Annotated in this window: 11 protein-coding genes; 3 read left to right on the plus strand and 8 right to left on the minus strand. The window is 63.5% G+C overall.

What is annotated here, in order from left to right; all coding sequences use genetic code 11:
* The first annotated feature begins 335 nt into the window (after positions 1 to 335).
* On the plus strand, positions 336 to 1,343 hold the full coding sequence (locus DYZ14_RS15450; RefSeq protein WP_154721607.1) for an ArsR/SmtB family transcription factor: 1,008 nt from the start codon (positions 336 to 338) through the stop codon (positions 1,341 to 1,343).
* Complete coding sequence (metF, locus tag DYZ14_RS15455) at positions 1,344 to 2,261, plus strand: methylenetetrahydrofolate reductase [NAD(P)H] (RefSeq protein WP_154721509.1); 918 nt, start codon at positions 1,344 to 1,346, stop codon at positions 2,259 to 2,261. It begins immediately after the preceding gene.
* A gap of 452 nt (positions 2,262 to 2,713) precedes the next feature.
* Here metF and DYZ14_RS15460 read toward each other — a convergent pair whose 3' ends face one another.
* The 5 genes from DYZ14_RS15460 to DYZ14_RS15480 all read right to left on the minus strand — a co-directional run bounded on the left by DYZ14_RS15460 (position 2,714) and on the right by DYZ14_RS15480 (position 8,088).
* Positions 2,714 to 3,631, minus strand: coding sequence for a DMT family transporter (locus tag DYZ14_RS15460; RefSeq protein ID WP_154721510.1), 918 nt, complete (start codon positions 3,629 to 3,631; stop codon positions 2,714 to 2,716).
* A 223-nt stretch (positions 3,632 to 3,854) separates the two neighbouring features.
* Entirely contained in the window at positions 3,855 to 5,039 is a 1,185-nt protein-coding gene (locus DYZ14_RS15465; RefSeq protein WP_154721511.1) for a lytic murein transglycosylase, read from the minus strand.
* A 219-nt stretch (positions 5,040 to 5,258) separates the two neighbouring features.
* Positions 5,259 to 6,044 (minus strand): glycoside hydrolase family 25 protein, encoded by a 786-nt coding sequence (locus tag DYZ14_RS15470; protein ID WP_154721512.1) that lies wholly within the window; start codon positions 6,042 to 6,044, stop codon positions 5,259 to 5,261.
* Between the two features lie 131 nt (positions 6,045 to 6,175).
* A complete protein-coding gene (locus tag DYZ14_RS15475; RefSeq protein WP_154721513.1) occupies positions 6,176 to 6,841 on the minus strand; it encodes a class I SAM-dependent methyltransferase in 666 nt (221 codons plus the stop codon).
* Positions 6,841 to 8,088 carry a DUF3419 family protein gene (locus DYZ14_RS15480; RefSeq protein WP_154721514.1) on the minus strand — a complete coding sequence of 416 codons (1,248 nt, stop codon included), beginning with the start codon at positions 8,086 to 8,088 and terminating at the stop codon, positions 6,841 to 6,843. The genes DYZ14_RS15475 and DYZ14_RS15480 overlap by 1 nt, the downstream gene beginning before the upstream one ends.
* A 199-nt stretch (positions 8,089 to 8,287) precedes the next feature.
* Between DYZ14_RS15480 and DYZ14_RS15485 the strand changes: the two genes are divergently transcribed.
* On the plus strand, positions 8,288 to 9,661 hold the full coding sequence (locus DYZ14_RS15485) for a serine hydrolase domain-containing protein (protein WP_154721515.1): 1,374 nt from the start codon (positions 8,288 to 8,290) through the stop codon (positions 9,659 to 9,661).
* A 120-nt stretch (positions 9,662 to 9,781) separates the two neighbouring features.
* Here DYZ14_RS15485 and DYZ14_RS15490 read toward each other — a convergent pair whose 3' ends face one another.
* From DYZ14_RS15490 to DYZ14_RS15500, 3 genes are all read right to left on the minus strand, one after another.
* Complete coding sequence (locus DYZ14_RS15490; RefSeq protein WP_154721516.1) at positions 9,782 to 10,738, minus strand: lytic transglycosylase domain-containing protein; 957 nt, start codon at positions 10,736 to 10,738, stop codon at positions 9,782 to 9,784.
* A 105-nt stretch (positions 10,739 to 10,843) separates the two neighbouring features.
* Positions 10,844 to 11,479: a LysE family translocator gene (locus DYZ14_RS15495; RefSeq protein WP_154721517.1), complete on the minus strand. Its 636-nt coding sequence runs from the start codon at positions 11,477 to 11,479 to the stop codon at positions 10,844 to 10,846.
* A 48-nt stretch (positions 11,480 to 11,527) separates the two neighbouring features.
* Complete coding sequence (locus DYZ14_RS15500) at positions 11,528 to 12,742, minus strand: pyrophosphate--fructose-6-phosphate 1-phosphotransferase (protein WP_154721518.1); 1,215 nt, start codon at positions 12,740 to 12,742, stop codon at positions 11,528 to 11,530.
* Between the last annotated feature and the right edge of the window lie 81 nt (positions 12,743 to 12,823).

A 12,823-nucleotide genomic window follows, 5' to 3' on the forward strand; every position in this document is an offset into this window, starting at 1 on the left:
TGGAATAATCGAGCCCGAAACGCAGACCGACCTCCCGGTAGCTATGCTCGCCGCCGCCATAATATGCGACGACCTCCTGCCTGAATGTGCTGCTGTATTTGGACATGCAAAACCCCCGAAGTTGGGTGTCCAACTTTCGGGGGTCAGTTCATCGCCGGGGTTTTTTGTTGTCGCCTTGCACGTAGGGCCGGGCAACGCCGCCGGGTTGCGAGCGCGTTAGTCGTGGCCCGTGATTCCACCTCAACCACTCGTTTGCGCATTTTGCCCTTGCACAAGAATTTCAGTCGATATAAAGACATCTTTATATCTTGATTGGATGCGACATGGCGGCAAGCATGAAATTCGGCGTCGATGCCTTGGTGGAACTCTTGAAAGCGGCCGGCGAGCCCACGCGGCTGCGCTTGCTGGCTCTGCTTTCCGCCGGCGATCTCACGGTCACCGATCTCACCGATATCCTCGGCCAGTCGCAGCCGCGCATTTCCCGTCACCTCAAGCTCTTGACCGAGGCTGGTCTCGTCGACCGCTATCAGGAGGGGGCCTGGGCCTATTTCCGGCTCAAGCAGGACGGTGATGCGGCAGCACTGGCCAATGCCCTTCTGGGGGCGACCGACGTGAACGATGCGGTTCTGGTGCGCGACGGCGAACGTCTCGCGGCGGTCAAGCGGAACCGGGCCGAGCGCGCCCAGGAATATTTCAAGCTCAACGCGTCCGAATGGGACGAATTGCGCCGCCTGCATGTGGATGATGGCGCAGTCGAGGCCAAGCTGCTCGAACTGATCGGCACCGATCCGGTCGATGCGCTTCTCGATCTCGGCACCGGCACCGGGCGGATTCTCCAGCTCCTGCAAGACAGCTATCGCCGGGCGACCGGCATCGATGCCAGCCGCGACATGCTTGCCGTGGCGCGCGCCAATCTGGACAAGGCAGGTGTCGTCAAGGCCTCGGTGCGCCATGGCGACATCCTCAACCTGCCGCTCGACGGCAATGAATACGATATCGTCATCATCCACCAGGTGCTGCACTTCTTGGTCCAGCCGGAAATGGCGCTGGCCGAGGCGAGCCGCATGCTGAAGCCGGGTGGGCGGCTGATCATCATCGACCTCGCGCCGCATGCGCTGGAATACCTGCGGGAGGAGCATGCCCATGTGCGGCTCGGCTTTTCTCACCAGACGATGGCCGAGTGGCTGACGAAATATGGGCTGACGGTCGAAAAGTCCGTGGACCTGCCGCCGGAGAGCTCGGCAGCCAAGGGACTGACCGTCACCATCTGGCTTGCCCGACAGGGCGCCAATTCCTCCGCAACCCCCATCAACGGGTCCGCCGACCAGACCGGGAGCAGGTGAATGGCTATCAAGCATGATCGTAACGTCCCGACCGCCCAGCGCCTGCGCTACTCGTTCGAGTTCTTCCCGCCGAAGTCGGAGGACATGGCCGACCAGTTGTGGAAGACGGTGGACGAGCTTTGCCTCTGGGACCCCGACTTCGTCTCCGTGACCTACGGCGCGGGCGGCACGACGCGCGAGCCGACGCTTTCGACCGTCAGGCGGCTGATCGCCGAGACACCGCTTCGTACCGCCTCGCACCTGACCTGCGTCGGAGCGACGAAGGAGGAGGTGCATCAGGTCGTCGAGCAGTTCCGAGCCGTCGGCGTGAATCATTTCGTGGCACTTCGCGGCGATCCGCAGGACGGCATGGGTACGGCCTACCAGCCGCATCCGGGCGGCTATGCCAATGCCGCCGAACTGGTCGCCGGTTTGCGTGAGCTGGGTGATTTCGAGATCTCGGTATCGGCCTATCCGGAAAAACACCCGGAAAGCCCGGACGAGGCAGCCGACATCGACATGTTGAAGCGCAAGGTGGACAATGGCGCCTGCCGCGCGCTGACCCAGTTCTTTTTCGATAACGATGTTTTCGAGCGCTATCTCGAGCGGGTGAGGGCGGCTGGGATATCGATCCCGATCGTTCCGGGCATCATGCCGATCCAGAATCTCAACCAGTTGAAGCGTTTCGCCTCGATGTGCGGCGCGACCATTCCGGCCTTCCTGGACAAGCGTTTCGCCGGTCTCGACGAGCAACCGCAGGCGCGGGCCGAGGTTGCAGCCGAGGTCGCGGCCGAGCAGATTGCCGATCTGTCGTCGCGTGGCATCGCCGATTTTCATCTTTACACGATGAACCGCTCGGCTCTGGTCAATGCGACGCTTCGCAATCTCGGCCTCGAGCCGAAAGGCCGGCGGAGCGAAGGAACGGGTGCCGCCGCCTGAAGGGCGGTCATCGGTGGCCAAAGAAAAAGGCGCATCTCCGAATGGATGATGCGCCTTTCTTTGTGAAACTGGAAAGCTCTACCGGCTTGTTTCGGGCCTGACCGCTGAGGGTTCCTTCGAGGCCTTGTTCAACTCATGTGGTTCAGATGAACAGCATTGTGGCAATGAACACAAACGCCGCACCGACGATCAGGACATTGAGAGAGTTCGTAAGTCCCATGTCTGCCTCCTTGTGTTGACCGTTAGATAATATGTCGGATTTGTGTCGCAAGGAAAGCGATTAATGTGCTGCAGTGCCGTCGAAGACGGTGGAAAACTAGTCGCACCCCCGCGCAGTTGTAGAAAATTCAACCGCTTGGCGCATTTCAGCGTTTGTTAATGTTGCTTAACAAGCGTGATCGGCAGGGCGGGCGACCGCCTCCAATGGGCACACTGGCCCGCTGCGATCGCCTCTATGCTGCGCTGCGGTAGAATACCGGCAGGCGACCGTCGAGGACCAAAAGGGCGATGCCGATCAGCAGCATGCCGACCAGATCCAGAACCTGAAGAGTTTCGCCGAGGAACAGCGCGCCAAGCAGAATCGCACTCGGCGGCACCAGCAGCGTGACCAGCGAGGCATTGGTGGCGCCGGCCTGCGCCATGATGCGGAAGAAGAGAATATAGCCAAAGGCGGTCGAGATCAGCGCGAGCGCGAGGATCGCGGCTGCGGCTTCGAGCGGGGGAAAGGGAATCTGCCAGGAGTGGTCCACCAGAAGCGCGGTCGGCAGCATGATCAGCGAGGACGCTGTCAACTGGCCGGTAGCGGTGACGGGTGCTGGAAGGTCGCGGAAGCGTTTGCCGTAGGTCGCGGCAAAGCCATAGGAGATCGCCGCGCCGATAGGCAGCAGGACGGCCCAGAGCGGGATGTCGCTGGCGTTCAGCGCACTCGGGCCGATCAGCACCGCGGTGCCGGCAAGTCCCAGCAGCGTGCCGGCGAGCTTGGCGGACGAGAGCTTCTCGTCCGACGTCAGGCGGTTGGCAATCAGCATGGTCCAGATCGGTGTCGTGGCGTTGAGAATGGCGGCAAGCCCTGCGCCGATTTCCGTCTGGCCGAAGAGAATCAGCGTGTGCGGGATCGCGTTGTTGATCAGGCCGAGCAGCAGGAAGGCCGGCCAGCGTTGCCATAGCGACCGGTAGAGGTCCATGCGGCCATGCAGGTAGACATGCAGTGCCACAGCGGCGATCGACAGACGCAGGAAGGCGAGCGTCACGGGTGGCACATAGGGCACGGCCACCCGGCCGAAGAAGAATGAACCGCCCCAGATCAGCCCGAGCAGGGCGAGCAGCGACCAGGTGGTGGCATTGAGGCGTGGCGGTGTTACGGCGGACATTTTGGCTCCATGAAACTCTCTGGAGCGAGGTTTAGGCGAAGGGCGCTTCTCGGGCCACCCGAAACATGTCGCCTGCCGGCGATCTTCGTGAGGCGGGCTTTGTCGGCCGTGTTGCCCCAAAGCTTGCGTCGATCGCGCCCGAGAAGAACCTTCCGCCGGCCGCGATGGATCGCCACGGTGCAAGAATCGGGCGGCGCAAGTGCTTGTGCCGCCCGTGACCTTGTCAAAGGGCGGCGAGCAGGGCCGGGGTCGCCCAGCCATCCGCCGGCATGCCGAGGCGCTGCTGTTCCTTCTGGATGGCGATGCGGGTGCCGGAGCCGAGGATGCCGTCGATCTTGCCGACGTCGTGGCCCATTGCCTGCAGCTTGGTCTGCAGCGCCTTCATCTCGGCATCGGCGAGTCCCGGTTCGGGATTGCCCTTCTGATAGGGCTCGGCCCCCATCAGCCGGGTGGCGAAATAGGCGGCCGAGGTCGTGTAGATGAACGACTGATTCCATTCGAGATAGATGTTGAAGTTGGGATAGGTGATGAAGGCCGGTCCCTTGCGGCCCTGCGGCAGGACGATCGACGCCGGCAGCGCGCTTGAGGCGGTGTTGCCGTCGCGCGGCTTGACGCCGAGTGCGAACCAGTCGCCCGCCGTCATGCTGCTGCCGAAGCCGGTCTTCTCCCAGGGCAGGTTGTCGGGTACCACGACTTCCTGGATCCATGGCTCGCCCCGGCGAAAGCCGAGATGCTCGATGAATTTGGCGGCCGTCAGGATGGCATCCGGCGAGCTCTTCTTGACGTTTACATGGCCGTCGCCGTCCCCGTCGACGCCGAAGGCGACGATGTCCTTCGGCAGCATCTGCACCTGGCCGATCTCGCCGGCCCAGGCGCCGGTATTGGTGGCCGGGTCGAGGTCGCCGTGCTGGACCATGGTGATGAGGTTCAGGAGTTGCGGGCGGAACAGTTCCGGGCGGCGGCAGTCATGGGCGAGCGTGAGGAGCGCGTTGCGGGTGTTGAAATCGCCCTGGACGGCGCCGAAATCGGTCTCCATCGCCCAGAAGGCGGCGATTACGCCCGCCGGAACGCCGTATTCCTGTTCGGCACGGCCGAAGACTTCGGCATATTGCTTGATCTTCTGGCGGCCGATGTCGAGCCGCGACTGGCTGACGGTGCGCTGCGAGAATTCGAGGAAGGTCTGCTTGAACACGCCTTGCGAACGGTCGCGCGACAGCACCTTCTGGTCGATCTTCGCGCCGGCAAGTGCTGCATTGGCGGCCTCGGGAGATGCACCCGCGGCGATCGCCTCGGCCTTCACGCCGTCGAGGAATACGCCAAGGTCACCGCCGCATTGCTGGGCTGCGGCAAAGGAAGTCGTGGCGAGAAGGGCGGTCAGGGCAAGAGCGAGGCGGGAGGCGGTCTTCATGGGGTCATCCTTGCGGTTCTGGCGGTGATTTGGCGCTGCGGCTGGAGGAAACACCCCGGCCATGACGGCGCCGTGAATGGTTTGACGGAATCAGTACGATCGCAAACGGCGACCGGCGGATCGTTCGGGTAGCGATATCGGCCGACTTTTTGACCAAAGCGAGATCGTCGCGCGAAAACCGCGGTGTACGCGGCATTTTTCGCGCCCCGATCGCGTCGGTCAGCGGTTCGACACGGCCGCCACCCAGTTCTTCCAGTTTTTCTCGGTGCCGGCGAAGACGTTGATGTCGGTGTCGCCCTTGATGCCCGGGACGACACCGGTCGACGTATACTGCCAGAAGGCCCAGCGCCGCGCCGGATAGATTTCTTCCGGATGCTGGGCCACTGCCCGAACCCAGAAGTGATGATCCTGGAAGGCACCCTCGAGATTGTCGCGGTGGAAGTCGACCGAGGTGTAGATGATCGGCCGCTTGCCGTAGTGTGCCTCGATACGGTCCATGAAGCGTTTCATCGCGGCCCTGACGGTCGCCTGATCCGGGCGCAAGGTGCAGGTGGGCGAGGTGGGATTCCACTCGACGTCGAGCACCGGCGGCAGGTGCATCGACGCCTTCGGTACGTTGCGGATGAACCAGTCGGCCTGTTCGTCGGCCGTCGAGCAGAAATAGTAGAAGTGATAGGGTGCATGCGGAAGGCCGGCGGCGGCGGCCTTGCGCCAATATTCATCGAAGCGCGAATCGATCCTGTCCTTGCCCTCGGTCGCCTTGATGAAGACGAAGGAAACCCCGGATTTCTTCACCTTCACCCAGTCGACATCGCCGTTCCACTTCGAGACGTCGATGCCGTGCACCTTGTGGTGATGAGGCGTCTTGTCGCCGAAATCCTGCGGGTCCTTGTCCGCAAAGCGCGGAGCCTGGACCGACGCGGTTTCCATCAGGTCATAGCTGGCGGAGGTGCAGCCGCTGACGGCGAGCGCGATCGGCAGGAGGGCAGGGAGAAGCCACCGCATGGAACATCCATTCTCGATTTCGAAGTCATGCCCCTCATGCGACGCGCGCATGCGATCGGAAGGGAGCCGACGCATCCCTTCTCTTTCATCATCCTTAAATATCCGTGATTTTCAACTGGCCTGTTGGCAATTCAGGTGCGAATGACAGCATGCCAGGCGTAGCCGCGACCGATCGGCTCGAATTCCAGCCGTCCATTCACCGATTCTGCCCTGGCCGCCAGAACCTGTCGAAGCGTCGCGCGCGGGGTCACATGGAAACGGGCGAGCCAGCCCTGCAGCATCCGCTTGAACCAGAGGGGAAGCCGTTCCTGCTGACCGAAATCGACGACGTGCAGCGATCCGCCGGGCTTGAGTGCCGCAAGCGATGCGTCGATCGCCTTCTCCCAGTCGGGTATCATCGACAGGGCGTAGGAGATCATGATCCGGTCGAAGCCCTCGACCGCAAAGACGCTCGGGGTGAAGGCCGTGGCATCCGCCACCTCGAGCTTCGGCATGACCGGCTTGCCGCGAAAATTGGCCTTGGCCGAGACCAGCATTTCGGCGGAAATATCGAGCCCATAGAGCCGGGCCGTCGGATAGATGTGGTGAGCCAGCAGGAGGTTGCGGCCCGTTCCGCAGCCGACTTCCAGAAGCGTGCCGTCACGCGGCACGTCGAGACGGCCGATCATCCGGTCGCGGCCGAGGAGATAGTATTTGCGCGTCAGATCGTAGATGTGCCGCTGGTAACGATACATTCCGTCCATGCGCTCGGCATGCTCGGTGTCGATGACGGGTGCGACGGTCGGCTCGACGGCCATCAGGCCGTCCTCTCGTAGATATGGAAGCCGCCGTAGATCGCCGACCGGTCCTGCTTGTTCAGTTCCTGCGACCGTTCCGCGTGATAGGTCCAGCGGCCGAGCAGGCCGTCGGCCAAGCGCCCGTCGAGCACGCTCTTTTCGGCCGCGGTGCGGAAGATGACGCGGGCACCCGGGGCGGCGGTGCGGGTGATCTCGGTCCACAGGTCGGCGAGCTGGTCGTCGTTCATCCAGTCCTGGGCGTCGAGCAGGATGTAGCGGTCGACGCTGCCAGCCGGCTTCGAGGTCAAGAGTTCGGTGAAGCTGGCATGATGAACCGTGACACGCTGCGCATTGGCACGGATCGCCGGGTAGTTCTGCGGCTGGAGATAGGTCGGCAGCACGCCTTCGTGCGGCTTCGGATAGCGCCGGGCAAAGGCCTGCCAGGCGAAGTAATTGTCCTTCATCGGGAAGTGACAGGTGAGTTTTTCCAGCCTGTGGCGCAGAACCGGGGCGATCGTGCCGCCTTCCGAAAGGCTGGCGAGCTCGTCATATTGCTGCGGCGGAATGCCGAGGCCGAAGAGCGAGCTCTTGCGGCTCGTCATCCAGCGGATCAGCGGCTTCTCGAACAAGGGAGCGATGCGGTCGTCGAAGAACTGGCGCTGCTCGCGCAGCGATTTGGTCCTGGTGATTTCGGTGAGGTCGACGCCGTGCAGCCGTGCCACGAGGTGTCCCGCGCCGATGAATCGGCCGAGCAGGCCAGTGCGACAGAAATTGCGGTCGAAGGCGGCGATCCGGCGCTTGCCGTCGAGGCCACGCCGGTTCCAGTAGGATCGCGTCCAGTCATCGAGATTGGGGGCGATGTAGCGGTCGAAGTTGCGGCTGTTGGTGCGGTTCTGCTCGCAGGCGAACTGGCGCACCACGGTCTCGTGGTCCGGCAGGTGGCGGAACGCGGCAAGCTTCAGACGGTTCAACGCCACATGGTTCGGATTGAGATCGACGACGTCGATGCGGGAGGGGTGGCGCGACAGGTAGGCGAGCATGTTGCAGCCGCCTGAACCGATCGTCACGATCGAATGGCCCTCGGCAAGCTCCATGGCCTCCATGTCGACCTCCGGATCCTCCCAGATCTGGGCATAGACCAGACCGGAGAACAGTAGCTCGAACAGCCGTTCCGAAAGGCCGTCGCGGCTCAGCGGCTGGTGCTGGAGAAGAGCGTTCTTCAGCTTGTGGTTCTTGCGAAAGCCGGCATCGGGCGCAACATCGGTCATCTTTGTCAGCCATCCATTGAACGTTGATGGCGTTTAGCCGCGCACTGCTACAGTTTGATGACGTGGCCTGTTGGCCAAGGCGGACTGCTCTCGCTTCGCCAAGAAAGACGTGCGCAAGCGGTGTGAAGATGGCTTTTCCGGCTTTCGTGCTTTGGCAGTTCCATGCTTCCATGGCCCAAGATCGACGGAGGAGACGCGCATGCGACTGTTCGGGAAGATATTGAGGGGAGCCGCTCTTGCGGTCATCATGCTGGTGGCGGGCGTCATCGTCTGGCTGTCGGTCGCACCACCCGAACTGCTTCGGGTCGGCACGGGCTATGCGGCGAAAATCGTCTGCTCCAATGTCTTCCTCGCCGGGCGCGATCCCCAGGCGGTGCTGGCGCTCGACGTGCAGGCGCCGGGCCACCCGCTGCTCAAGCTGGTCGGCATCGATGTCGATACAAAGAACGGGGTCGTCACGGCGCGGATGCTGGGCGCATTCGCAAGCGGAACAGCCGTTTACCGCGAAGGGCTCGGCTGCGCCAGCGTGCCGGACGGCGACGTCGAGGCGGCACTCGCGGTCTCCGCGCCGGCGCCTGGGTCTCCAGCCGTCGCGGACGTCGGCGCGTCCTGGCCTGCGGGTGAGAGGACCATGCCGGCCGACGCGCGCATTGCTCTCCTTCTGTCCGATCAGGCCCTTGTCGGTCCCAGCATGCGCGCCGTCGTTGTCGTCAAGGACGGGCGGATCGTCGGCGAGACCTATGGTCCGGGCTTTTCCGCCACGACCCCCTTGCTCGGCTGGTCGATGGCGAAGACCGTCAATGCGGCGATCATCGGCCGGCTGGTCGAGGACGGGCGCCTCGATCTCGACGATACACGGCTTCTGCCCGAATGGAGCGACGAGCCCCATGCATCGATCCGGCTGCGCGACCTTCTGGCGATGGAAAGCGGGCTCGAGTTCAACGAGGACTATGGCGACGTCGCCGATGTCACCCGCATGCTCTATCTCGAGCCGGACATGGCAGGCTTCAGCCTGGCGAAGCCCGTGCTCGCCGGCACGGGCGAGCGATTCGGCTATGCCTCGGGCACCAGCGTCCTGCTCGCCCGCATCTGGATGAGCAGGTTTGCCGATCCGGCGCAGGCGCTCGCCTATCCGCGCCAAGCCCTGTTCGATCCGCTCGGCATGACCAGCGCCGTGCTGGAGACCGATGCCTCGGGCACCTTTGTCGGCAGCTCCTATCTCTATGCCACGGCCCGGGACTGGGCGCGATTCGGCCAGTTCCTCGTCGATGACGGCGTGTGGAATGGGGAACGCTTGCTGCGGGAGGGGTTTGTCGCGGCGATGCAGCGGCCGACGGCCGCATCCGGCGGGCGTTATACGGAAATCCAGGCCTGGCAGGTCGGTCCGGGCGACGAACCCGACGAAAGTTTTGGCCTGACGCCGGAGACCTTCTGGCTGCAGGGCCACGACGGCCAGGTGGTGGCCGTCATCCCGTCAGAGCGGCTGGTCGTCGTTCGCCTGGGGCTCACCCCGTCGCGGCTCGGCTACAGGCCGCAGAGACTGGTGAAGGCGGTCGCGGACGCGTCCAGATGATGGGCGATGGACCCGCCACCGCGCAGGGACAGGAACGCCCAAGGAGGAGACGTCCAGCCGTCAGCCGCAGGTATCAGGCGTGCACCGGCCGAGGCCGGTGACATGGCGCTCACATGGTGCTTACATGAAATCGGGTTGCAGGACGTGCAGCATGCCCTTGCGCTTGGCGTCGTAGTAGAAACCGCGCGAATAGTGCCGCACCGCGCCGTCGTGGCTCTTGTCGGCGACCAGCCAGGCACCCTTCAGGTATTTGATCGCGTATTTGAGATTGGTTTCCGCATCGAACAGGCCGGAGGCCGGGCCGTCGTAGCCCATCGACTTGGCGGTCGCATATTTGATCTGCATCAGGCCGTAGTGGCCGTTGTTGTAGGCGGTCGGCTTGTAGGTGCTCTCGCGGTTGACGACGCGGTGGATCAGCGATTCGGGCATCTGGTAGATCGCGGCATATTTCTTGATCAGCGCATTGATCAACGTCGGACCCGAGGTGGCCGGCTTGGTCGCTTCGATCACCGGAGCGGGACCCGGCGGCGTGACGTCGAATTGCGAATCCAGTGCGGCGAGCGATGTCGCGGCGGACGGTGACGCATAGGCGAGGGCACCACCGGCGGGCTTGGCGACCGGCACGATCGTCTGTTGCGCAGTCACTTCGGGCGGCAAGACGGCGGGATCGGCGGTATCCGTCGACATTGGCAGCGTGGTCACCGTATTCGGGGACGACGGCATGGCCGCGGTCTGGATGGCGATATTCTCCTGCCCTGCCGCCATGGCTTGAGCGGCAGGCGTTGCCGCCGCATTCGTCAGTGCGACGGCCTTGAAGGTCGGGATCGGCGCAGGGGTGGCAGTGCCGGGAATGATGGGCGCGGGCTCGGCCACTGCATTCGGATCAACGGGCGCCGGCAGCGTGCTCGCCGCTTCGGCGGACGCCATCTGGACCTGGCCAGCCGCGCTGCCAGCGACCGGATTGGCCTTCAGTTCCTGCTTGGCGGCTTCTTCCATGCTGCTGGTGCAACCGGCCAGACCCGCAAGCAGAACCACTGCGAGGCCGAGGTGCAATCCGTGGTCTCTCTTTGCGATCATGCCGACTTCCCAATTAATCCCCGAGCAGCAAGCAAAGCGAGCGCCCTCCATTTGTATTCCGTTGTCATAATGGATGGGCTAAATTGCGGCAAGCTGACCTTGGATTCAGGCGGCGAGCTTGCGATAGCCCGCCGTCACCGAGGCCGAGGCGATCAGAACCGGGTCGTGACGGCGGCTCGTCACGCGCCGCGGGATGCGCCGTCGCATATGGCGATGAATGGCCTGCGCGCCGAGCGCCGCGGCGATCCAGGCGACAAGGGCGAGAGCGAGGACGATGCCGACAAGCGTTGCCGCCTCCTGCGGCAATGATGCCCCGGAGCGCAGGAATTGCGTCAGCAAAGCGGCGGCGAAGACATAGTTCCAGCGATCAAACGCGACGAGGACAAAGGCGTGGCGCATGATTCGCAGCGGCTTTTTCTCGGGAAGATTGTCGTTGTCCGCGAGCGGCGCACGTCCCTGATGCGGGCGCCACAGGCGGATAAGAACGAGCAGGAGAAAACCGGGTCCGAGCCAGCGAACGGGGTCGAGGATCTCCGGCACGGTATTGAGCAGCCGGGCAAGGGCGAGCAGCGTGATGCCCGAAACGAACAATACGCCCAGCGCCAGCGCGGGAAGCGTGGCGAGGATCGACCCCGGCCCGCGGGCGAGGGCCTGGGACATGACGGCAAAGGTCACCCGATTGGGCGATGCCAGGAAGGCCGCCGAGACGGCGGCGAAAGCCAGCCAGGTTTCAAGTGACATCGATGCTACTCCTCCACCCGAAGAGCAAGCCAGCTTTCGCCCGTGCCGTCAATTGGCCGGGTGGAATTTCTGGCCCATATAGTCCATCACCTCGTGGAACCACGGGGTGTTCAGATCAAACGCCTTGCCGCCCTTGATGCGGGGAAATTCGATGACCCGCAGACGGCCGTCCTGGTCCTCGTCATGACCGGTGACGCCGGAGATCTTGTTCAGGCCGCTTTCGACGGCGAGGTCGACCATGCTCTGGATGAGCCGCAGGTCTTCATAATTGGCCGGCGCCGAGCGCGCATAATAGCCCGACTTCTGCACCATGGAACGGTCGGCCTTCAGCAGCTTGGCAAAGTGCTTCTGGAACCAGTTGCCGACATTGATCGTGTCGATCTTCACGTGGCCGAAGGCGTCGCGCTTGACTTCCTCGCCGGCCGCCTCGCGGTCCGCGACGATCTCATCGAGGCAGGCGCCTTCCGAGACGAACAGGGTGACATAACCGCTCTTGTCCATGATCTCCTTGAGGCGGTCGGCCTCGGAATCGAGATCGAAATGGGTTTCCGGCAGGTAGAGGCCGTCGATGTTCTTGAGCTCGGTGTTCATCATCAAGCCTTCGACATACTCGTTGTTGCGCGTGCGATTGATATAGGCGCGCGCGGTCGCCGCGGTCAGCCAGCCGCAATGGCGGCCCATGACCTCGTGGATGACCAGCGTGCGCGGGGCCGCACTCTGTTCGTTCGAGACGTGGTCGAAGAAGCGGGCGCCGACTTCGGCGGCGGTCCAGGCGCCGAGCGACTGGCGGATCGGCACGACGTCGTTGTCGACGGTCTTCGGCAGGCCGACCACGGTCAGGTTGTAGCCATTGGCGCCGAGATAGGCGGCAAGGTCGGCGGCGGTGGTGTTGGTGTCGTCGCCGCCGATGGTGTGGAGGATGGTGACGCCGTCCTCGGCCAGACGTTCGGCGGCGACCCTGAGCGGGTTTTCGCCTTCCTTGGTCAGGCCGCGCTTGGCACAGTCGGCGGCATTGGTGAGCTTGACGCGGCTATTGCCGATCGGCGAGCCGCCGTAGCGATGCAGAACATGGGCCTTTTCGCGCATGTCCTTGGTGATCTGGATGCTGTCTCCCAAAAGCACGCCCTGATAGCCCGAACGGTAGGCGATCATTTCGATCTCCGGGGCGATGTCCGTGTAGCGCTCGATCAATCCGCCGACGGCGGATGAGAGGCAGGGCGCCAGGCCGCCGGCGGTCAGCATTGCAACTTTCTGTTTGGCCATCGATCCTCCTTCGGCGCCACATCCGGTGCCGTTGTCTTGCTTCTTTCCGGGCGAATGGATGCGACGAGCAGATGGCCTTGT

The organism is Ciceribacter sp. T2.26MG-112.2, assembly GCF_900492205.1.
Taxonomy (GTDB): Bacteria; Pseudomonadota; Alphaproteobacteria; order Rhizobiales; family Rhizobiaceae; genus Allorhizobium; species Allorhizobium naphthalenivorans_A.

Excerpts from the sequence above, each read along its gene's own strand:
- DYZ14_RS15495 (WP_154721517.1), bottom strand. The coding sequence starts at position 11,479 with ATGTCACTTGAAACCTGGCTGGCTTTCGCCGCCGTCTCGGCGGCCTTC.
- DYZ14_RS15490 (WP_154721516.1), bottom strand. The coding sequence starts at position 10,738 with ATGATCGCAAAGAGAGACCACGGATTGCACCTCGGCCTCGCAGTGGTT.
- DYZ14_RS15500 (WP_154721518.1), bottom strand. The coding sequence starts at position 12,742 with ATGGCCAAACAGAAAGTTGCAATGCTGACCGCCGGCGGCCTGGCGCCC.
- DYZ14_RS15460 (WP_154721510.1), bottom strand. The coding sequence starts at position 3,631 with ATGTCCGCCGTAACACCGCCACGCCTCAATGCCACCACCTGGTCGCTG.
- metF (WP_154721509.1), top strand. The coding sequence starts at position 1,344 with ATGGCTATCAAGCATGATCGTAACGTCCCGACCGCCCAGCGCCTGCGC.
- DYZ14_RS15480 (WP_154721514.1), bottom strand. The coding sequence starts at position 8,088 with ATGACCGATGTTGCGCCCGATGCCGGCTTTCGCAAGAACCACAAGCTG.
- DYZ14_RS15475 (WP_154721513.1), bottom strand. The coding sequence starts at position 6,841 with ATGGCCGTCGAGCCGACCGTCGCACCCGTCATCGACACCGAGCATGCC.
- DYZ14_RS15470 (WP_154721512.1), bottom strand. The coding sequence starts at position 6,044 with ATGCGGTGGCTTCTCCCTGCCCTCCTGCCGATCGCGCTCGCCGTCAGC.
- DYZ14_RS15450 (WP_154721607.1), top strand. The coding sequence starts at position 336 with ATGAAATTCGGCGTCGATGCCTTGGTGGAACTCTTGAAAGCGGCCGGC.
- DYZ14_RS15465 (WP_154721511.1), bottom strand. The coding sequence starts at position 5,039 with ATGAAGACCGCCTCCCGCCTCGCTCTTGCCCTGACCGCCCTTCTCGCC.
- DYZ14_RS15485 (WP_154721515.1), top strand. The coding sequence starts at position 8,288 with ATGCGACTGTTCGGGAAGATATTGAGGGGAGCCGCTCTTGCGGTCATC.